The organism is Paenibacillus sp. FSL P4-0081 (assembly GCF_000758565.1).
GTDB lineage: Bacteria > Bacillota > Bacilli > Paenibacillales > Paenibacillaceae > Paenibacillus_AQ > Paenibacillus_AQ phytohabitans.
The window spans coordinates 7,513,954-7,536,264 of sequence record NZ_CP009280.1; the positions used below are offsets into that span (position 1 = coordinate 7,513,954).

Below are 22,311 nucleotides of genomic sequence, written 5' to 3' on the forward strand. Positions count from 1 at the left end.
TCATACAACAATCCATAGTTATAGCCGATTTAACGCGGAGAATGTTGTATTTAGTGCAGGATTTCAGTAGTAAACGCACGCCGTAACGCATTCGTAATAAAACCAGCTATTAACCGCGCCAGTTGTGTCTAGTCATAGGTACAGTCGTAGTTACAGTTAAAGTCACAGTTGCCAGATTTCTGCCACAAACAGTGGTTTAATTTAGCTAATTCTATTAATATCTACTTCATTCAGCCAGAACTCGAGTTGCAGGCCTGTTTGGACTGAAGCAGATGCTGATTTGAGCTTAATTATCAGCATAGCGAGATTCCCTTATATCTAAGTGACCTTTACTCCCTTCTTTCTATGAGCATAATAAAACCCGATTCCAACACAGCCTGGATGGCTGGTGGAATCGGGTTATTATTATAGTAGATGCGCTTAGGCACTGAGGGTCTCCGGTAATGGTATTGATGTCGGCTGGCGGCATAGCTAGATTCACGGCGCGTGCTTGACAGTGCAGATACTTATAGCTCGCCGTAACAGATTGAACACGGCGAGTGATTCAGATGGGTTCGCGGCTGTGAGTAGCAGAGGCCTGTTATCGGCGCGTGACAGTGGTGGTGCTTATGGCGTTAGCAGCAGTTTGAGTGAGATGAGCAGCATGGATAGATTGGGCACAACCGGTCTAACCGGCTGCTACTGCCATCCTCCGGCGGCAGCATCTATATTGTCCTGCCGGGCGATCCACGTCAGGCAGGCCGCCCGGAGCAGCGCTTCGGTCCGCTGGGCCGCGCTGCAGAAGATCCCGCTCAGGCCGATCTGATACAGATCGGCCAGCGCGTACGCCGCCGGTGCCCCCGCGGCGAGCACGGCCGCCGCCGGCTTTACCCGGCGCACGGCGGCGAGCACCTCAGCCGCCGCTGTGGCGAAGCCATCGGCGGTGCTCTCCTCCAGCGCGGCTTCACCTGCCGCGCCGTCCAGCACCAGGAAATCGGCGATGCGCGCGATTTCCCCCGCGTCAGCGCGCCCCACATCGGGGAGCAGAAGCGCCCCGATGCGGCACGCTGCCGCGTAAGCGTGGCCGAGGGTCTGCTCGGCCACGCCCTCAATGAATTCGCGCTGTGCTGCGAATTCGGCTGCGCTGGCGGGGTACGGCGCCAGCAGGTCCACGCGGCTGTCGCCGCCCAGCCGCTGGCTCTCCGCCACCGCGGCGAACAGCGCTTCAAGCTGCGCATCCTGCAGCGCGGCCAGTCTTGCCGGGCGAGCGGCAAGCTCCGGCGTATAGGGCAGAGCTACTGCGGCCCAGACACCGTCCGCCGACTCCAGGAGTGCGGCAGCGGCAGCCCGCAGCCGGTAATAAATCCGCTGCAGGATACGCTCGGCCTGCCCCTCATCCCCGCAGGACATCCAGCTCGAATAGAGTGCGGCAAGCTCCGGCTCCAGCAGCCATTCCTCGCTGCGGATCAGACAGGGACCAGCAGGGTAAATGCCGGGCTCCTCCCGAAGAAGGGACCGGTCGCCCAGTCCATCGCGCAGCACCAGAAAAGCCGGACGTTCACCCGGACGGCGGAAATAGGTCCGGCTCATGTTCCCATTACTCTTACGCCGCTCCCCGTCGGTAAGAAATTCCGCTGCAGCGGAAGCTACAGATGCAGACTGGCTCATCTCCATGCCAATAGTCCGGTCGCCGGCATTATACTTGAACGGGCGCTCCTCATTATTTTGATTCTGATCCTGCTGACGTTCACCCTTCATCATCGCACCCACCTTTTTAACTTTGGATTGCTGCCGGCGCTGCTCCCCTTATGGCGATGCCACCGGCATTTTACGATGCTTCAATCTATAAATACTGGCAAAGGTCCCGAAATATGCAAACGGTATCAAATGAATACGGCGCAGCCCCATAAACTTGTGAGTTTACCAATTCAAAATACCGGAACCATTCCCTTTTCCCGCCAACCGCACTTATACTATTCTGGGTTAGTGTTTTCTCATTCCTCACTTTTTCCATTTGTTAGTAATCTCGATAAATACTACGCTGGAGGAGCTTATGCAATTAGACGATAACCTTATTAAAAATAGGCGGTTACTTGTAATCCTGCTTTTGCTTATATCCAATATGGTTCTGCTGTCAGTGCTCCAAATGTTCGGATATGATTTCGTCCCTTGCTTCTTTGACTTTTATCAAGAAGCCTTCTTCGGATTATTCATGAAAAAGCTGGAGGGACAAGATATTTCACTCAAATTCAGGCACCCTCAGTGGATCTTACACCCGAGCAGTTCCGGGAACTGGCTATCTCCAATCGAAGAACAAAATCCCGCTAACGGGTGAATCAGCCGAAGCTATGCAGCCTGTGCAGCTGATGTAGACTTTAAGCCCATCTCACATTGCTCTATTCTGACTACTTCCGGGGCAGCCGCCGGTAAAATCAGGGGCACTTTTGCCCCTCATTCCTGCCTGCCGCCTACTTTCAGCTGATTCAGAGGGATTTATCCCTTTGATTTCCTCCTACCGACTACTTTCAGCTGATTCAGAGGGATTTATCCCTTTGTCTTTCCCATACCGCCCACTTTCGGCGGATTCAGAGGGATTTATCCCTTTGATTTTCCAAGCCTCCGACTGCCGGGGATTCTGTGGAATTCCGGATACAAGAACACATTCGTCCTTCAGACGGACCTGCTTCAAATTCCAGAGAAACTTATCCACAACAGACGAATATCGTAATTTTTCCAATGGAACAATGAAAAGGCACAATTCAATTGAATTGTGCCCTCAGGTTAAGACATAGCAATATTATACTGTACATCCTTATACCCTTGGAAATCGCCGGACGATACTTATATTTACGGCTGCTGGCTGGCAGCGATCGCCTGCTCCAGATCGTAGAGGATATCATCGATCGACTCCGTACCGATGGACAAGCGCAGCAGCTCCGGAGTAACCCCGGCCGTAATCTGCTCTTCGTCTGACAGCTGCTGATGTGTAGTGCTTGCCGGATGGATGATCAGCGACTTGGAATCACCGACATTGGCCAGATGGGAGAACAGCTTCACGTTCTCAATCAGCTTGACGCCTGCCGCTGCTCCGCCTTTGATTCCGAAGGTAAGGATGGCACCCTGGCCCTTGGGCAGATATTTCTTCGCCAGCTCATAGGAAGGATGACTCTGCAGCCCGGCATAGCTTACCCACTCTACAGAATCATGCGCTTCGAGATACTGGGCTACCTTGAGGGCATTCTGGCTATGGCGTTCCAGACGCAAATGCAGCGTTTCGAGTCCCTGAAGCAGCAGCCAGGAGTTGAATGGCGAGATCGCTGCGCCGAGGTCACGAAGGAGCTGTACGCGTGCTTTGATGATATAGGCAATGGGTCCTACAGCTTCAGTGTAGACTACCCCATGATAACTTGGGTCCGGTTCTGTAAGGCCGGGGAACTTGCCGCTTGCCTTCCAGTCAAACTTGCCCCCGTCCACAATAATTCCGCCGATAGAGGTGCCGTGACCGCCGATGAACTTGGTAGCCGAATGCACGACAATATCCGCTCCGTGTTCAATCGGACGCAGCAGGTACGGGCTTGGGAAGGTATTATCGACAATCAGCGGAATCCCGTGCTCATGGGCGATAGCCGCCACTGCTTCGATATCCAGCACGTTACCCTGCGGATTGCCGATGGTTTCGGCGTAAAGCGCTTTGGTTTTGTCCGTAATCGCTGCCCGGAAGTTCTCCGGGTTATCCGAGTCAACAAAATGCACCTTAATTCCCAGCTTCGGCAGCGTGGTCGAGAACAGATTATACGTCCCGCCATACAGGCTTGCAGAGGAAACAATCTCATCTCCTGCACCGGCAATATTCAGAATAGAGAAGGAAATAGCCGCTGCTCCGGAAGCTGTCGCAAGCGCACCCGCTCCGCCCTCCAGCGCCGCAAGGCGCTGTTCGAACACATCGGTGGTCGGGTTCATCAGCCGGGTATAGATGTTGCCGAATTCCTTAAGCGCGAACAGATTGGCCGCATGCTCTGCATCACGGAAACCGTAGGATGTAGTCTGATACAGCGGTACAGCACGGGCTAAAGTAGTTGGATCAATCTCCTGGCCTGCATGAACGGTTAAGGTCTCAAATGACAGCTTGCGCTCTTCTGACATGGGGTATTTCCTCCTCTAAAAGTATAATGGCAAAGGTTAACAATTAAGAATTGTACCTATTCTCTCACAAACCATGTCATTTGGAAAGATAAAATTCTCATTATTTCCCTATGTTTTATTAGTTTAATAAAAGGATAATTCAAGCCTTTTTCTCGGGCCACAACAAAAAATCCCGCCGCAAGCAGCGAGAGTCGGAGAATAACGGTACCCGTCTTCATTTCTGTGATAAATCCACCCTTATTTCAATCCAGCTTCAGGTGTCGTAACTGACCAGATAATGATGGAGCTCTGTGTTATAGCAGCCGATACTGTGTTCAATCAGCCGGCCTTCCCCGTCATAGGAGTTGCGCAGGCGCTTAAGCACAAACGTCCCCGGCGGAATCTCCAGCAGAAGACATACCTCTGGAGGCGCCGGCTCTACAAAGAAACGGTCCTTGAAGCTCTCCAGCACAATGTCGTTCTCCTCCAGAGAGTCGTAGAGAGAGTAGATATCCTTATCCATGGGTCTGGCCCCGCCGCCGGGCAGGGCGGCTGCCGTCAGGAGGTGTACCAGATGAATATAGGGCTGTCCGTTCAGAATATAGAGACGTTCAATCCGCTGGCAATACGGTCCGTAACGGTTATATTCTTCTGTACCGGTATCATGGACGACCAGTCCGGACCCCAGCAGTCTTTTTTCCAGCTTATGGCCCTCCTCTACGAGCAGCTCCGTAAACCGTTTGCCCTTGGAGAGCTTCTGATAGGAAGTATTACGCGTCACTATCGTTCCGATCCCGCTTTTCTTCTGCACATAACCTTCCTGGGACAGCTCCTGGACCGCGCCCCGGACCGTCATTTTGCTGACGCCGAATTCCTTTTCCAGCTGCGGTTCAGACGGAATGATGCTGCCGAGCGGGTATACCCCGTGCAGAATCCGGTCTTTGAGGATTTTTTGGATCTGCTGGTATAAGGGGCCTTGCTTGCGTTTCAGAGACACGCTTTCGTTCACTACCTTTCAACATCTAAGGTATGGCCACACAGCGCCCGGAGCACCTCGCTCTCGGTAAACAGCGCTGTATCGCCTTGGGTGGTGTGGGCCAGCATCGCCGCCGCCGCTGCCAGATTAACCGTCTCCTGCTGCGGGTACTGCTGCAATTCACCATGGATGACCGCACTGGTAAAAGCATCGCCCGCACCGATCCGGTCAAATACAGGGAAGGTCAGCTTGCGGGAAAATCTAAACGTTCCCTGATGATAAATATATCCCGTCAGGGAATGTGTATTGTCAGCGTTAATCTCACGGTGGGTTCCCGCTGCCGTTCCGATTCCGAAGCGCTCCGCCACTTCGGGAATCGCTTGCTTCAACTGTGTTATTCTATCATATTCTCCAGTTCCGATGCCAAGAATATACTGTGCATCCTTCTCATTCATCATCACCGTATCGGCCAGCGTAAGCAGCTCCTCATAATGCGGGCGGGCCTTGGCATAACCGTCCGCCCCCCATAGCGCCGGACGGTAATTACAGTCAAAGACGACCTTGCCCCCGGCACTTTTCACTTCTGCAGCAAGCCATTTCATCTGCTGGCGCACTCCTTCATTCATAGCCAGTGTTATGCCGCACAAATGAAGGACATCCACACGGGAGGCAAGAGCAGCCATATCATAACTGCCTGCCTCTGCGGTATTGAAGCTGCTCCCCAGCCGGTCTGTGTAGGTGACTCTGCCGGGACGGGCTCCAAAGCCATTCTCCAGAAAATACATGCCCAGCTGCTTGCCGCCCCGGTTGATCAGAGAGGTATCCACCCCAAGCTTGCGCAGATAAGCGATCGCCGCTTCACCCACCGGAGTTTCCGGCAAGGTGGTGATGAGCGCCCCGTTGTGGCCGTATCTGGAGAGTGCTGCCGTTACATTCACCCCGCTGCCGGAAAAAGAATACTCCAGCCTGCTGCTCTGGGCCAGCGTTTCATAGCCAGGGACCTGCAGCCGCATCATCACTTCACCAAAAGCAGCAATCCTAGGCATACTGGTCCACCAGCGATTTCATCGTTTGAAGCAGTCTGCGGACATCCTGCACATTCGTGCTCCCCGTCTGCCGATCAATAATAGAAGAATAGACATGCGGTATAACCTGCGGCACGCCCGCCTGAAGCGCAATCTCCAGAATGGGGCCAAAGTTATCCAGGTCGATTCCGCCGGTTGGCTCCAGGGCAAATCCGGCTTCCCCGCAGGCTTTGGCAACCGCACGGTACTCTTCTTCCAGCTTCAGCCCCTGCATCGGATAATACTTGAGCGCATTGCCCCCCATGTCACGAACGAGCGCAATGGCGGCATGAACCGGAACAATCGCATGCGGAGTATTCCCCGCGCTGATTGGGCCGGTCGATATATTTACATAGCCCGGCTGTCCGCAGGGGGAGACCAGGCTGTTAATCCAGCTGTCCTTCGCTCCCAGATTGGCGCGGGTTGCCCCCACTGCCGGAAATACCTGATTGATATGGCTTCCCGCGTAGCTTGAGGCAATCTCTGCCACAACGGCCGCCTGGCGGTTGTCTCCGGCCCCGAGTCCGATCGATACGGCATCTTCAATCGATTGGCCATATCCGGCCATGGCAGCGGCTGCCTGCTCCGCCGTGGCATAATTTTTGGAGAGCACGCCTACCAGAACATGCCCTTCCGCAGCCTCATAGATATCCTTGGCATTCCCGATACTGCCGGCCAGCACATTAAGTGCGGCTCTGTTCTTATACAGGCGCTGCTGAATATTGCTCATTCTTGTTTGCCCCCCACGATTTCATTGATTCTGCTTACGATGACCTGAAGATCATCTCCCTGCAGCGACCTTGGATCGATATCGAAATAGCCCTGCTTAACGCCATAATCCCGGGTATACACTGCAATTCCGCCTTCACGCAGCTGGTCATTAACGGTCTTGGCGTCTACTCCCGCCGCAGAGGCATCAATCTGGACCCGTCCACGAAAAATCGCTCTGCCCGCTTCATCCTGCACGATGCGGACCGAAGTTCCGGGAAGAGCGGCCAGCGGCTGCAGAGCCTCCAGCGCCTGCTTTTCCAGTTCGCTGTTGTCGGCTTTATCCTGGTATTCCTCCAGTGCCTGGAGCAGTCCGAAGGTCGTCTCTTTGCCGACCTTCATGCTGCGGCCGATCCCGTGGAGCTGTACCTTCAACCACCCGATGTATTTCTTCTTGCCGGCAACAATACCCGAGGTAGGGCCTTCAATAGCTTTCGAACCGCTGTAAATGGCCAGATCGGAATATTGGACATATTTGAGCAGATCCTCTTCCGCTGCCGCATCCACAATCAGCGGCACCCCTCTGCGCTGTGCAACCTCCCAGGCCTCTTCCACAGAAATCATGTTCTTCTGGACAGCGTGATGGGATTTGACATAAAGTATGGCTGCAGTACGCTCACCAATCGCCTGTTCAATATGCTCCTTCCGGCCTTCATTGGCATATCCGGCTTCCACGACCCGGCCGCCGCCAAGGAATACCATGGTTTCAACAGGCGCTCCATACTGCACATTATGGCCCTTCAGCATAATTATTTCATTCTTCAGCACCGGCTCCTGGTGCAGGCGGAGGCTGAGCCGCGAATCTCCGCCGGTCACGATGGCTGCCACCGACAGCGCAATGCCGCTGGATGCCGAGTTGACGACAACCGCCCCTTCAGAGCCAAGCAGCCGGGCAATATAATCACCGGATTTGTCCACAAGATCGGCAATTTCCACGTACTGCTGTCCGCCCTGCTTCATCGCCTCCATGACCGAATCCGTCGGGGCGGAAACGCCAAGAATGCTCATTCTTCCACTGGCATTAATCACACGCTTCAATCCATATCTAGCCTGTAATGAGTGACCCATTCGCATAGACTCCTTTAGCCTCAATATAGTAATGCGCGGCCCGGACATCGCCTTCCGAGTCCTTAAGCTGCTTCCCGCCTGCTTCCACGGCAAACAAGGTCAGGTTCGCCTGCTGCCCTACTCTTATTTGGGCAAGCTCCGGCTTGCCGAGCCACTCCGCTGCGCTGCTTGTGACCGCGCGGATGACCTCTTCCAGACTGTAGCCGAGATAGAGGAATTTCGTCAGCACATTCGACATACTATACACCGGCCCGTTCAGACGGTTGCCCCGGTAAATATCCGTGCTGATGGTATTCAGGGCAATGCCTGCCGCCTTCGCCTGTTCCGCAACCCGGAAGGAGAAGCTCGCCGTGCCATGCCCCACATCCAGATGAACCCCCCGGGCGGCTGCATCCAGCAGCTCCTGCAGCGGTGTGCCGTCCTCATGGAACAGATTATTGGACTTGCCGTTAAGATAATGGGTGATCACATCGCCCCGCTGTAGAAGCTCCAGCACTTCGGTGACCGCCGGCGGAGCAGAACCGATATGCACCATAAGTGGAAGCTTCGTTTCTTCCGACAGTGCACGCGCCAGCTTAAGCGGCTGTATACCGCTGTCTTTAACGACACTTTGGCTGATGCGGGCTTTGAGGCCGACAATGAATTCTGGATAGGCGGCTGCCGCCTCCAGGGCCTTGGACCGGTCAATCCATTCCAGCTGCGACAGTTCATCGGTCCGTTCCAGCCCGATCCTTGAAATATTCAACAAAGCAAACACCCGTGTTGCAGCCTTCAGACTCCCGGTATAAAAATCTCCGATCCGGTCTGCACCGCAGCTTCCGGCATCGACCAGGGTGGTTACCCCCTGCTTCACACCAATTTCGTCGATATCATCACCATAGGGATCAAGCTCAGGCACGGCATGCACATGCAGATCAATCCATCCGCTGGATACATATAACCCGGAACAGTCCATGCTGTGCTCTCCTTCAGCCTGGCCTGGCGGTGTAATGGCGGTGATGACCCCGTCCTGAATAGCAATATCAACCCTCTGCCCGCCAACAAGCTGCAAATTGCGCAGGACATTCTCTGTGCCCACTCTTCCCATCTCCTTCTTCAACCCGGATAGATAAGCGAAATCTAAAAAATGGTTAATGACATGAAACCTGTACATTCTTATATTTAATATGGAGAAGCATATACACCCTAATATTTAATAAACCTGAGTTGCTGCTCCATTTTAAAGATTATAATGTTATAATGTTTATATTAGCATAAGTGTTATCCAGAAGAGAACAGTGATTTATAATTCCAAGATTTCTAATCCGAATATCTTAACACTGGAGGGACTGCTTCATGGCAAATCCGGCACTCAAGCCATCCTTGCTCAACAGGTTCAGGCTCAGCTGGAATCATTTCAAATCAAGGCTGCTGCTGAAATATGCATTTTCCTACATCCTTATGTTCCTTATCCCTCTCACCGGTGTAACCATCTTCGTCTATGAAAACGCCGTCAAGGGCCTGCGTGTCGAGATTGAACAATCCAATGTCAATCAGCTTAACCAGGTGAAAAGCACCATAGATGACCGTATGAACGAGCTTCAGGAAATATCGGGGAGAATCGCCTATGACAAACACCTGACTCCCTATATGGTACGGCATCCATACTACAGCCTGGAGGCCATCCAGGCCCTGGCGAATTACAAGGCCAGCAGCAGCATTGCGGAGGATTTGCTCCTCTATTTCCATGACGATTCCAACATCTATTCTTACCGCGGTCTGGCTGATCTTCATGTCACCTTTGATACCCTTTATCAGTTCGAGCGCTGGACCCCGGAAGACTTGCGGCGGGACTTGAATGAAACCCGGCAGCCGCTGGTACGCCCCGCCGAGAATGTAACGGTCAATTCCCGTGTGGAGCCTATGCTGGTCATGCTCGTACCCATTAAACCGAATGACCCGTTTCCTTATGGCACCGTTGTCTATTTGTTGAAAGAATCCAATCTTACCGGGGTCATGGATTCGATTCTGAGTGATTTCTCGGGAAGCAGCTATATTTTTGGCGCCTCCGGAGAGGTGCTGACCGCGAACAGCCATGACGTCAGCCTTCCCCAGGACGAGCTTGAGAATCTGTCCGCACTTGAGCCGGGTATCCATAATCTGGAGCTGGACGGGGAACAGTATTCCGTTGTTTCGGTAAAATCCGAAGAAAATGGCTGGACCTATGTGACCACGATGCCAAGCTTCCAGTTCTTCAGCCGCGTTGCACACGTCCAGACCCTGATCCTGATCGTGTTCTGTATTACGGTCATTACCGGCATAGCTGCCGCACTGCTGCTGGCCAAGCGGCAGTACCATCCGATCCGGGATCTGATGGAATTCGCCAAGCTGCGCAGCAGCGGCAACGACACGTCCAAGCTCCGCAATGAATGGGAATGGATCCGCCAGACTCTCCACGATTACAGCGCCAGAATTGATCTTCAGGAGCCCTTCGTCCGCAACCAGTGCATGCTGCTGCTGCTCAAGCACGGCAAGCCGGATGATCCCGAGATTGAGCAGATGATCCTCAGCGCAGGCTTCAGTCATCCTCAGGGGCAAGGCCTCTATTTCTCGGCTATCCTCTCCTGGGATGAACCTGTGCCGGGCGGCAAGTCCTGGCAGGAACGCCATCAGCTGCAGGAGATGCTCAGCAATGTTTCTATTCCCGGACCAGATGCCCAGATCTTCGGTGTTGAATTCTCGGTTAAGGACCAGTTCGCCCTGATTATTTCACTCCCCGGCGAAGAGGACATGCCGGTTCAGAGCCGTATGGAACAGGTGATCGAAGCGATTCAGGCAGTGATCCGCGAGCACTCGCAGCTGGCTCTGAGTATCGGTGTCGGCATGGCCTACAGGGACTTGGCGCGGCTTAACCAATCCTTCATCGAGGCTGCAGCAGCACTGGAGCACCGGATGATCCGGCGCAGCGGACAGGTAACCTACTTCGAGCAGTTGGCAGAGCTGAATCCGTCCGCCGCCGAGAGCTTCTGGATTCCGCGCAAATCCATGCTGAAGCTGGAGCAGAGCCTGAAGCAGGGCAACGAATCAGTCGCCGTCCAGATGATCGCCGACACCATCGATACCATCAAGGGTGAGCCATTGCAGGTTCATCTGCTGCGCTGTATCTGCTTCGATCTGCTGAACGCTTTTCTGCGCACCGCCTCCGAGCTTGGCATGGACGAGGTGTTCGCCAATATGCCGGAGCTGACCTCCTTCGAGACGCTTGAAGAGCTGGAGAGCCGTCTGCTCGTTCTGGCTGCCGCCATTTGCGCGCAGGTTGAGCGGAATACGGAGACCAGTGAGTCTTCATTAATGGACGACATCCTGGCTTACGTGGACCAGCAGTTCGCAGACTACACCCTCAGCCTGGAGCATGTGGCGCTTAAGTTCGCCATTTCAACCTCTTATTTAAGCCGGAGCTTCAAAGAGAAGACCGGCAGCAATTTCTCACAATATATCTGGCAGCGGCGTGTGGATGAGGTCATCCGGCTGCTGGTGAACACGAGCTCACCGCTCAAGGAGATCATTGAGCAGGTAGGTTATCTGGATGCGCCGAACTTCATCCGCAAGTTCAAAAAAGAAACCGGTCTGACGCCGGGGCAGTACCGCAAGGAACATGCCTTGAAGGGGGCTGCTGCGAAAAGACCGGTTTAAAGCGGACGGAGCCTCCGCCCTGCCCGAATAGGCTGAACTTAAGATTTTGACATACAACCAAGCCTTCACCCTGGGAATAGCCAGACTTCCGTGCGGCAGCTGTTGCCGCAGTATAAAATCCTGCCCATAATACAACATTTCCCTCATCAGTTCGATCCAAATCTACAATTGTTGTACAAAAGGCAGGATTTCACCTTTTTCAAGCGGCTTGAGAGGATTATTCTTGTATTTCATACAACAATCTTCCTGAACACCCGGCTGTCTATGAATAAAAGTTGCACAACGTACAACATTGATGTCTACAGCGCTTCTTAAGCAGTCTCCATTCTGCCGGTAACGAATCAATTGCCCCACTTTACGGGATTATTGTGCTACTGCGCTTCCTGGAGAATATGCTCAACCAGCTCATCCAGCGGAACGGTCGCTAGCGCAATCGCCGTATCCGTTACCCCGTAATAGATATAGAGCAGCCCGTCCTTGACCACATTACCGGTCGGGAAGATGACATTCGGAATCTGGAATCCGAATTTCTCGTAGTAGGTCTCCGGCTCCATGATGAAATTATGCGTCCGGGCAATGATTTTCTCCGGCTGCTCCAGATCCAGCAGCATCGCCCCTACACGGTAGACAATATCCTCGTCAACGCCGTGATAGAGCACCAGCCAGCCTTTGTCCGTACGCACCGGAGGCGAGGAGCCTCCGATCTTCCTCGACTCCCAGGACAGGTTCCCGGCGGTGGCGAGCAGCTTGGGCTCTTCCCAATTCACCAGATCCTCGGAGTAGGTAATCCACATGGCCGCCTTCTCGGTTCCGTAGGCTTCTCCCACATATTCCTCGGGGCGGCGCAGCAGCACGAATTTGCCGCCGATTTTCTCAGGGAACAGAATGTTGTCCCGGTCATTGATGTCCAGCGGCGTCGTGTCCGCCACAAACTCCCAGTCCAGCAGATTATCCGATTTCAGAATGGAGGAACGGGTCAGCCAGTGGCCTTCCTGCTCCCCCCACCCGTCCGGATATTCCGGAATGGAGCGCTGCGGCACCCCTGCCCCGGTAGGATAATAGCTCATGGCGCAGGGGCGCAGGGCGTAGTTCAGATAGAAGGTTCCGTCGATTTTGACAATCCGCGGGTCCTGTACACTGCCGTAAGGAAATCCCAGCATATCGGGCGTCACAATCGGCTCATCCTTCACATGGGTAAAGCTCACACCATCCTCGCTCTCCAGCAGGCCCAGATAATTCTTACACGGGGTCAGGGAACCGGCGGTGCGCTCAATCATGTAGAATTTCCCGTTATCGATGATGACCGCAGGATTGAAGACCGTAACCTTGCGCCATTCATAGCCGCCCGGGACGACTATAGGATTATTCGGATGTCTTGTGATTTGCATGTCTATTCCTCCTGCGAATAAGGTTCGTGGTATATATAGGACGCACTTAAGTTTTGAACTTGAAGCTTCATCGTCACTGCGGTGAACATTTGGACTTCCGGCCACTGTTGTCAACAGATTTCTTGAATTATTCCGCTGTACTCGCGGTGGAAATCCGTTGACAAAGGCGGTCGCTACCGCTCCTACAGTTCCAAATTTCCCCTCCGCTTCTTTTGCTTTCTGTTAATTTCTTTCGTGCTTCTTATATAGTTTGACCGTCTGGACCTCATAGGGTCTAAAGGACAGCGAGGCCGCTCCGCCGGAAGTCTCCAGCGTGCCCGTCTCACTCTCCAGCAGATTGACCCGGCAGGCACGGATATTTGCATCCTTCCAGTCCAGCGCAGCCGTCCCTCTGCTGCCTGCAGATTCATACATCCGGACAATAACTCCGCTGCCGTCCTCTGCACTCTTGATCGTGTCCAGCATCACATGACTGCTCTGGAAGTTGAGCCAGGCATAAGTGCTTGAATAACGGCCTGAATGCGGCTGCTCGCCAATCACCTGCACCGGTTCATTCAGCTCAGCCGCCTCCCGTACAACGTCAGCCTGCCGCCACTCCCCGCCGTGGGGATACAGGGAATACGTAAATTCATGTTCACCCTGATCCGCATTACGGTCAGGCCAGCGGGGAGAACGCAGCAGCGACAGGCGCAGCACCCCGTCATGAATGTCATAGCCGTATTTGCAGTCGTTCAGCAGACTGACGCCATAGCCGCCTTCGGACAGATCTGCCCAGCGGTGTCCGCAGACCTCGAATTGCGCCTGCTCCCAGCTGGTATTGCGGTGAGTCGGACGCTCCAGCGCTCCAAATGGAATCTCGTACGTAGCCTTTGCGGCCACAATGTCCACCGGAAAAGCAACCTTCAGCAGCTTATGTTGCTCCCTCCAGCTTACGTTAGTCCGGAAATCCACCCTGCGGCTGTGCCGGGGCAGAATGATCTCCTGCTCAATCAGGGATTCATTCAGCTGCCAGCGGAATTTCAGCACGGTCAGCACAGGTCCGCTTGTGACAACTTGCCGGTCCAGCAGCTTCGCCTTGCCTGCAGGCTGCTCTTCATAACGCGGGTCGAGGTCCCAGGCATCCCACAAAGGCGGGGTGTCATGATAGAACTGCAGCTGATTGCCGGTCTGTCCGGGCTGAAGCAGCTCCCGGCCGGCGCTTTTGTCAACCCAGCGGCTGATTTCCCCGTGTTCATTAAAGTTAAGAATATAGTGGTCCGTCTCCCATTGCTCCGGGAAACCGTCTACACTGACGGGCTCGGCCTGCCGCCCAGGCTGTTCGCCGGCAGGCGCAGCCGCCTCCCGCAGCCAGAATGTCCGGCAGCCAAAAGCAGGAACCTTCCGGACTCGGACAACCAGGGTATAGCTGCCGCCGTCTTCATCCGTGCTCCAACCTTCACTGTCCAGCAGGCCGTCTTCATCGAACGCCTGCAGCGCCGCCAGACTGCGGTCTCCCTCCAGCCGGATCAGCTCTGTGCGTTCCCAGCCCAGGCTGTTGAAGACCACATAGGGACGGCCCTCTCCCGTAGTATTCACTTTGCTTGCCAAGGCACGGAGTGAGGTATCCAGCACCCGCTGGCCTATGCTGAATATGTCCGCGTATTGCTCCCGTGAAGTGGCATATACCTCCGGAATCGAAGTGCCGGGAATGATATCATGGAACTGGTTAAGCAGCAGCAGCTTCCAGCCTTCCGCCAGCTCCTCCTGATGCTTCAGCAGCAGCTTCAGCTCCGGCTGCGCAGGCTCAGGAAGGCCTCTCTTCTGCGCGAGCACGCTCCAGATCTCCGCTTGCCGGTATAAGACCTCCGCCTTGCGGTTGCTGCGCTTATTGAAGGCATGCGTTGTGAAGGTTCCCCGGTGAAGCTCCAGATAGAGGTCTCCATGCCATGCCGGAAGCCCCGGCTGGCGCAAGCCGATCTCCGAGAAGAAAGCCTCCGCCGTAGAGAATTTGCTGACGGGCTGGCCCGGCGCCAGGCCGGTGCGGGACACGTATTCCAGCATTTCATGGGTAACCCCGCCCCCGCCGTCGCCGTGGCCGTAGAGCAGCATCAGCTCATCATGCTGTTCCTTCTGGGCATAGGCTTGCCAATGCTCCTGAACATCCTTCGGATGGGTATGCTCATTCACGCCGTGATTCTGATAGGCCACAATCTTCGTTCCGTCAATGCCGACCCAGTGGAACAGCGTATGCGGGAAGGGATTGGTATCATTCCAGCCGAGCTTGGTCGTCATGAAATAATCAATTCCGGCCTGCTTCAGCAGTTGCGGCAGAGAAGCGCAATAGCCGAAGGTATCCGGCAGCCACTCAATCGTAGAGCGCTTGCCGAATTCCTTCATATAGAAGCCCTGGCCGTACAGCATCTGCCGCACCAGCGATTCTCCGCCGGGGATGTTCAGATCCGGCTCGACCCACATACCGCCGACCAGCTCCCACCGGCCCTCGGCAATCCGTTCCTTGATTCGCCCGTATAGCTGCGGATAATGCTCCTTGGCGAAGGCATACAGCTGGGGCTGGCTCTGGGAGTACCGGAACTCAGGATATCTGTTCATCAATACGCAGACTGTGGAGAAGGTCCGGCTGACCTTGCGTACCGTCTCGCGGACTGGCCACAGCCAGGCAATATCGATATGCGACTGGCCCACCATGTGCATTGTCCCCGGATGCAGTCCCGCAGACCGTTCCGCCGCCGCTTCTGTCCGCAGCTGCTGTTCAGCCGCAGTGACGGCAGCGCCGTCAAGGAGCAGCGGCTCCTTCATATAGAGCGTGTCCATTACCCGCTCCAGTGCCTTAAGGCTGCGGATGCGGCGCATATCTCCCTCCGGCAGCAGCAGGGCCGCTTCATGCACGATCTTCACCGTATGCAGCAGGCTGTAGACCGCCAGGTTCACACGCACAAGCGTGATTTCTACTCCCGTAAGCGGCGGCTTGATCACCGCCTGGCGGTTCAGCGGGTCCTCCGGCTCAGGCACCGGATCATACAGCTCGATGTCCAGCTGAAGGACTTCTCCCGCAGTGCCGGGCGGCAGCGGGATGAACCAGTGATTGCTGTCCAGGCCATGATAGGGCGCTCCATTAAGCTTCAGCAGGCCCTCCCCGCGCCCCAGATAGAGCAGCGCCGACTCTTCCGGCCCCCAGTCTCCCGGAACCGTAATCTCCCGCTGAAGGAAATACGTGGTGCCGTAGCCGCCGTCCAGCCGTGCAATCCTGTAATTCAGGTGAAGCTCCTCTTCATGCTCATAGTTGCCGGGAGAGAGGTAGCGGGACTTGCGCATATTCCATTCCGCAAGCTCTACCTTCTCTGTCCACTGCCTCTTCGCCAGCCACTCAATGAAACGGTTCATACGCTTCATGACTCAGCCCTCCTCCCTCACATGGAGTGGTGCGGTCAGATATTCTGCAGAGTGGGGTCCTGCCATGATCGTAAATTCACCCGGCTCCACGATCCGCGTTAAATCCGCCGATACATACTCCAGCTGCTCCCGGCCGACGCTGAACGTCACCGTCTTCGTTGCTCCCGGCTGGAGGCTGATCTTGCGGAAGCCCTTGAGCTGCTTCTCCGGACGGGTAATGGCAGAGGCCAGATCGGAAATATACAGCTGCACAACCTCGCTCCCCGCCCGGTCACCGGAATGGGTCACATCCACGGAGACAAGTGCTTCGCCATCCGCTGTAATGACGGAGGGCTCTACCTTCAAGTTGCTGTATTTGAATTCACTGAAGCTAAGGCCGTAGCCGAACGGATACTCGGCATTGAAGTCCGTCTCCAGATAACGCTTGCCTCTCGTCCGCCGCTTATAGTAATAGACGGGAAGCTGACCTGCATGCTTCGGAATGCTGATCGTCAGCCGCCCGGAAGGGTTCACGTCGCCGAACAGAATATCGGCAATCGCATGTCCGCCTTCCTGGCCGGGGTACCAGGCTTCCAGAATGGCATCGGCATGCTCTACAATCCACGGCTCAGCAACCGGGCGGCCGTTGATATAGACCACAATCAGCGGCTTACCCAGCTTGTGGATGGCCTGTGCCAGCTCTAGCTGCACGCCCATCAGATTGAGCGTGGCCCGGTCGATGCCTTCGCCGCATTCCATATCACTCCAGGAATGTTCGGTCACGACAGAAGCCCCTGTGAGCAGATCAATCGTTCCCTCGCCGAAGTCTCTGGCACTTGAGCCGCCGATTGCCAGCACGACAGCATCTGCTTCCGCTGCACAGGCCAGTGCATGCGCGAAGCCTTCCCGGGAATCACCTTTAATCCGGCAGCCGGGTGCATACAGCACATTGTCCGCATTACCGCCTAGAGCCTGCCGGATTCCCTCCAGCACAGTTACAGTCGCGCCTTTGGGTTGCGGCGAGGTGTAGTCGCCCAATTGATTGTACGGCGCATCCGCATTAGGCCCGATCACTGCAAGCTTCGGAATCCGCCTGCTCAGCGGTAGCGTGCCGTTCTCATTCTTGAGCATAATGATGCTCTCACCGGCAATCCGCCGCGCCAGCTCCCGGTGCTCCGGCTTGCCGATTGTCCGCTCAGCCTGCTCGGGATCAGCATAGGGACGGTCGAACAGCCCGAGCTTGAACTTCAGTTCCAGAATCCGGGCGGCCGCGCGGTCCAGGTCATACTCCTGCAGCCGTCCATGATCGATAGCATCCGCGATATGCTTCTCGAACATCTCTCCCGACATCTCCATATCGATGCCGGCCAGCAGCGCCTGCGCGACCGCCGCTTCCCCGCTGTCCGCGGTGTTATGCCCGTTCGTCAGCATCCCCAGCGCTCCGCAATCCGTGATCACGAAGCCGTCAAAGCCCCATTGCTCCCTCAGCACATCCTGCAGAAGATAACGGTTCGTGGTGCAGGGCACCCCGTCAATTTCGTTATAGGCGGTCATGATCGAGAGTGCTCCGGCCTCCACCGCTTTACGGAAGGGCAGCAGATCCACCTCATGCAGCTCGCGGAGTCCCATATGCACGGGCGCGGAATTCCGCCCTCCTTCCGAGCTGCCATAAGCGGCGAAATGCTTCAGCGTCGCCATAACGGAATCCTCCGCATCCAGACGCTCGCCCTGCAAGCCCTTTACCGCCTCCACGCCCATGGCAGCAATCAGAAACGGATCTTCGCCGAAGGTCTCCTCTGTCCGCCCCCAGCGCGGATCGCGCACCACATCCAGCACCGGCGAATAGGTAGCCGCTCCTCCCTGGCTGCGGGTCTCCAAGGCTACTACCCGGCACATCTCCCGGTACAGCTCCGGATTCCACATGCTGCCCAGAGCCAGCGGAACCGGAAATACCGTCGCACCTATTGCCATATGTCCGTGCGAGCACTCCTCCCCGAACAGAATAGGAATGCCAAGCCGGCTCTCCTGCATAGCGTAAGCCTGAATGGCATTGACCGCCTCTGCTCCCTGCTTCGGGGACAGGCCCGTCTCCAGCGTGACGCCGGTCCATGGATCTGCACGCAGCGTTCCATACAGGGAGCCGACGCCTCCGGCTGCAACCTGGCGCTTGAAGGCTTCCGTCATACCTGTGGTTCCATCCGGACGCTTCTCATAACACTGCCAGCCGAAAGGCTGGACTAACTGTCCAGCCTTCTCTCCAAGGGTCATGCGCTGCAGCAGGTCCTGTACACGATCCGCCACAGGGCGTGTCTTATCCTTATAGATCATTTACACAGCACCTTTCTGCACAACTGAATGCATTAGTTCGATTTCCAGCGGTCATAGGCGGCCTGGTTGATCTCGGCCACACGCTCTCCGCCCATCTTCTTGACGGTCGCCACATAATTGTCCCAGCCCGTAAGCGGCTCGGCTCCGGTGATGAACTTCGCTTCCATCTGCTTCACATACGTGCTCAGATCCGAATTCAGACTGCTGATCTCGGTCTGTTCTTCCACGGTGAGGAACAGGGCCGGGAAGGGAATCCGTGCACCTTTATCGAGGAGCTTCTGCTTGGTTTCCTGCTCTACCCAGAGGTCAAAGTCCGTCTTCAGCCCTTTGTTGATATCATCCATGGACAGCGTTGGAGCGGGAATACCGTAGTTTGGCGTCAGCGTTGCCCGGTAATCTTCCATTTCCTTTCCGTCCGGTACCGGCAGGTATTGCTTAACCCGGTTGTCTTTGTCGGTGTATTCCCAGAGAACGCCCTCTGGCCCTTTGTTGAAGAACAAGGCGCCTTCATAGGAGTAGAGATAATCGACCCAGCGCAGCGAGGCTTCCGGCTCCGGATTGCTGTTCGTGATCGCAAAGGCGCCGGTTGTAATCCCTCTGTTCTTGGCAATCGCCGGGGCAGCCACCGATTCGCTGCGGACCGGCGCAAACATCGGATCTGTCGTTGAAGGCTCTCCGCCCTTAGTCATATAGGCATGCCAGTCGGAGAAGAGGGCGACGCGGTTGTTCTGCGCTTTGGCCTTCTTCTGCTCCGCCGTCTGCGAGAAGCTCTCATGATCCAGCAGCTCCTCGGACCACAGGCGGTTCATATAGGTCAGATACTCCTTGTAGCCTTCTTCAAGCGGCGTATAATGCACCTTGTCCGCATCGTCCACATATATTTCCTCTTCATAAATGCCGAAGGCGCCCAGCAGCCAGGTGCGGATATCGCGGAGGTTCGCAGCGGCCGTTGTAACCGAAGAAATCGGAATCTCATCGGCAGTACCATTTCCGTTCGGATCTTCTTCCTTCACACGCTTCAGATAGGTATACAGCTCCTCCGTAGTTTCAGGAAGCTTGTCAATATTCAGCGCCTTCAGGAAATCGCCGTTATACCACATCGGATTGCGGTACCAATGCTGGCTGAATTCCACCACTGGCAAGGAATAGATATGCCCGTCCGGTGCTGTGATTGATTTGCGGACATCCGGATTCTCCTCCAGCAGCGCCTTGAAGTTAGGAGCATATTCTTCGATCAGATCCTCCAGGGGAATCAGGATACCCTGCTCTCCATAATTCATCTGCTCTGCGGTCGTCAGACCGGCAGCATAGAAGATATCCGGGTAATCCCCGCTGGCAAACACCAGATTCTTCTTGGTCTCGAAGCTGTCCTTCGGCGCATTCTTGTATTCCAGCGTAATGCCGGTCTTCTCCTGCATCTGCTGGAGCACCGCCATATTCTCCCAGTTCTGAATCCCTACATCCGGCGCCATCAGCGTCAGGGTAACGGGTTCAGTAACAATCGGGAAACCTTCCTTGTTGACTGTGACTTCTCCGGTACTATTGTTTGCTGCGCCCTCGTTCGAATTCCCGCAGCCTGCCAGCAGTGTAAGGATCACAGCCGAAGACAGCAGAAGCTTCCATGGTTTACGTGTGGTCTGCATTGATGATTCCTCCCTTATGTTCTTTACATTTTACCTTTTTAGCCTTTAACAGAGCCAATCATGACCCCTTGGACAAAGTAACGCTGCAGGAACGGATAGACAGCCACAATGGGCAGTGTCGAGACGACAATGACTCCATATTTGACCAGCGATGCCGTCTCTGCCTTATTATTCATGGCCATAGCCACCTCGCCGTTGATCGCAGCACCTGTGGTTTCGGCAGACATTTCCTGAAGGACCAGGATTTGGCGCAGCACCATCTGCAGAGGATACTTGGCTTCATCATTCAAATAGATCAAGGACGGGAAATAGCTGTTCCAGTGGCCTACCCCATAGAACAGGGCCATAACGGCTACAATCGGTGCGGACAGCGGCAAAATAATACGGATAAACAGCCCCAGATTCGTACAGCCGTCAATGTGCGCCGCTTCCTGCAATTCTTTCGGGATGGTCGTCTGAAAAAAGGTGCGGGCCACGACGATGTTCCAGACCGAAGCGGCCACCGGCAGAATCAATGCACCCATGCTGTTGATAAGGCCCAGATTCTTGACCAGCAGATACGTCGGCACGAGTCCGCCGCTGAAGAACATTGTGAACAATATGAGGCCCATAAACAGCTGGCGTCCGACAAAATCAGATCTGCTGAGCGCATAAGAGGCCGGCAGCGTAACGGCGAGATTGAGCAGAGTGCCCGCCACCGTATAAACAATAGTGTTCCAGTAACCGTTCCATATCTTCGGGTTCTCAAAAACAAGCTTGTATCCGTCCAGTGTCACATTCTTCGGAAACAGCCACATGGCTCCCGAATTGACGTCCTGCGGTGAACTGATGGAAGCGCTGAGAATATAGATCAGCGGATAGAGAACAACCAGCAGCGCGAGGAACAGATAAATGTAGGTACTGATCAGAAACAGCTTGTCTCCCCTGGATTCTTTCATGGCAGTAACCAAAGACTTCAACTCCTTTCTACCAGAGGCTGTTCTCACTGGTGCGTTTGGCAATCCGGTTGACGGTAACCAGCAGAATCACATTGACCACCGAGTTGAACAATCCCACAGCCGTTGAGAAGCTGTATTGGGCGTTCACCAGACCGGCACGGTATACATAGGTGGATATGACATCGGAGGCTTCCATATTGAGCGAATTCTGCAGCAGCAGAATTTTCTCGAAGCCAAGGCCCAGAATATTCCCCATATTCAGGATTAGCATGATCGTAATCGTGGGGATAATCGTTGGCAGATTGATATGCAGCACCCGTTTGATCCGGCTTGCTCCATCCACAATGGCCGCTTCATGCAGCTGGGGATCTACGCCTGACAGAGCCGCGAGATAGATAATCGTTCCCCACCCGGTGCTCTGCCAGACGCCCGAGAAAACGTATACCGTCTTGAACCAGGCTGGATCGGTCAGAAACTCCGCCGGCTGAAGGCCCAGGAACTCAATGGCCCGGACAATCATTCCGCTGGACGGCGACAGGAAGGTAATGATCATCCCCGCCATAACCACTACAGAAATGAAATGCGGCGCATAGGTTACCGTCTGGACCGATTTTTTGAACGGGCCGTTGCGGACCTCATTGAAGGCCAGCGCCAGAATGATCGGCAGCGGGAACCCGATTGCGAGTTCATAGAAGCTGATGCTGAAGGTGTTCCAGAGCAGATCCCAGAAGAAATAGGAATTAAAGAACCGTTCAAAATGATCAAAGCCAACCCATTCGCTGCCCGTAATTCCTTTCGAGGGTACGAAATTCTTAAAAGCGATCTGAATGCCGTACATCGGACCGTAATGAAAAACGAGGAAATACAATAACGCGGGAAGCATGAACAGATAGAGCTCCCAGTTTTGCCAGATTCTTTTGCCAAGGGACTTGTTCTTCAATGAAGGATTTCCGGATACTGCAGCATTACTCCCCTTCATTCTCCCACTCCTCTCTA

General features: G+C 54.8%; 14 protein-coding genes. 1 reads left to right on the forward strand and 13 read right to left on the reverse strand.

The features are described from left to right. Positions 1-678: 678 nt before the first annotated feature. From P40081_RS31900 to P40081_RS31935, 7 genes are all read right to left on the reverse strand, one after another. Positions 679-1,740, reverse strand: a complete 1,062-nt coding sequence (locus tag P40081_RS31900) for a hypothetical protein (RefSeq protein WP_156118742.1) — start codon at positions 1,738-1,740, stop codon at positions 679-681. A gap of 1,086 nt (positions 1,741-2,826) precedes the next feature. Then, the gene (locus tag P40081_RS31910; RefSeq protein ID WP_042140043.1) at positions 2,827-4,122 is read right to left on the reverse strand and encodes a homocysteine synthase; all 1,296 of its coding nucleotides are present in this window, start codon (positions 4,120-4,122) and stop codon (positions 2,827-2,829) included. Between the two features lie 253 nt (positions 4,123-4,375). Then, on the reverse strand, positions 4,376-5,110 hold the full coding sequence (locus tag P40081_RS31915) for a GntR family transcriptional regulator (protein WP_197074306.1): 735 nt from the start codon (positions 5,108-5,110) through the stop codon (positions 4,376-4,378). Beyond that, complete coding sequence (locus P40081_RS31920; RefSeq protein WP_042140044.1) at positions 5,110-6,123, reverse strand: sugar kinase; 1,014 nt, start codon at positions 6,121-6,123, stop codon at positions 5,110-5,112. The genes P40081_RS31915 and P40081_RS31920 overlap by 1 nt, the downstream gene beginning before the upstream one ends. After that, on the reverse strand, positions 6,116-6,871 hold the full coding sequence (gene dagF, locus P40081_RS31925; RefSeq protein WP_042140045.1) for a 2-dehydro-3-deoxy-phosphogluconate aldolase: 756 nt from the start codon (positions 6,869-6,871) through the stop codon (positions 6,116-6,118). Before dagF ends, P40081_RS31920 begins: the two co-directional genes overlap by 8 nt. After that, positions 6,868-7,977, reverse strand: a complete 1,110-nt coding sequence (locus P40081_RS31930; RefSeq protein WP_039297418.1) for a DgaE family pyridoxal phosphate-dependent ammonia lyase — start codon at positions 7,975-7,977, stop codon at positions 6,868-6,870. The genes dagF and P40081_RS31930 overlap by 4 nt, the downstream gene beginning before the upstream one ends. After that, positions 7,955-9,055: an amidohydrolase/deacetylase family metallohydrolase gene (locus tag P40081_RS31935; RefSeq protein WP_231575231.1), complete on the reverse strand. Its 1,101-nt coding sequence runs from the start codon at positions 9,053-9,055 to the stop codon at positions 7,955-7,957. Before P40081_RS31935 ends, P40081_RS31930 begins: the two co-directional genes overlap by 23 nt. A 257-nt stretch (positions 9,056-9,312) precedes the next feature. Between P40081_RS31935 and P40081_RS31940 the strand changes: the two genes are divergently transcribed. Then, positions 9,313-11,649 (forward strand): helix-turn-helix domain-containing protein, encoded by a 2,337-nt coding sequence (locus tag P40081_RS31940; protein WP_042140047.1) that lies wholly within the window; start codon positions 9,313-9,315, stop codon positions 11,647-11,649. A gap of 371 nt (positions 11,650-12,020) precedes the next feature. Here P40081_RS31940 and P40081_RS31945 read toward each other — a convergent pair whose 3' ends face one another. The 6 genes from P40081_RS31945 to P40081_RS31970 form a co-directional block, all read right to left on the reverse strand. Continuing rightward, positions 12,021-13,037 carry a glycoside hydrolase family 130 protein gene (locus tag P40081_RS31945; protein ID WP_042140048.1) on the reverse strand — a complete coding sequence of 339 codons (1,017 nt, stop codon included), beginning with the start codon at positions 13,035-13,037 and terminating at the stop codon, positions 12,021-12,023. A 222-nt stretch (positions 13,038-13,259) separates the two neighbouring features. Next, positions 13,260-16,427 carry an alpha-mannosidase gene (locus P40081_RS31950; protein WP_042140049.1) on the reverse strand — a complete coding sequence of 1,056 codons (3,168 nt, stop codon included), beginning with the start codon at positions 16,425-16,427 and terminating at the stop codon, positions 13,260-13,262. Between the two features lie 3 nt (positions 16,428-16,430). Then, positions 16,431-18,734: a glycoside hydrolase family 3 N-terminal domain-containing protein gene (locus tag P40081_RS31955; protein ID WP_042140050.1), complete on the reverse strand. Its 2,304-nt coding sequence runs from the start codon at positions 18,732-18,734 to the stop codon at positions 16,431-16,433. A 32-nt stretch (positions 18,735-18,766) separates the two neighbouring features. Then, positions 18,767-20,377 (reverse strand): extracellular solute-binding protein, encoded by a 1,611-nt coding sequence (locus P40081_RS31960; RefSeq protein WP_042140051.1) that lies wholly within the window; start codon positions 20,375-20,377, stop codon positions 18,767-18,769. Positions 20,378-20,415: 38 nt separating this feature from the next. Further along, positions 20,416-21,327, reverse strand: coding sequence for a carbohydrate ABC transporter permease (locus P40081_RS31965; protein ID WP_042140052.1), 912 nt, complete (start codon positions 21,325-21,327; stop codon positions 20,416-20,418). 16 nt (positions 21,328-21,343) lie between these two features. After that, positions 21,344-22,294 carry an ABC transporter permease gene (locus P40081_RS31970; RefSeq protein ID WP_042140053.1) on the reverse strand — a complete coding sequence of 317 codons (951 nt, stop codon included), beginning with the start codon at positions 22,292-22,294 and terminating at the stop codon, positions 21,344-21,346. Positions 22,295-22,311: the final 17 nt, after the last annotated feature.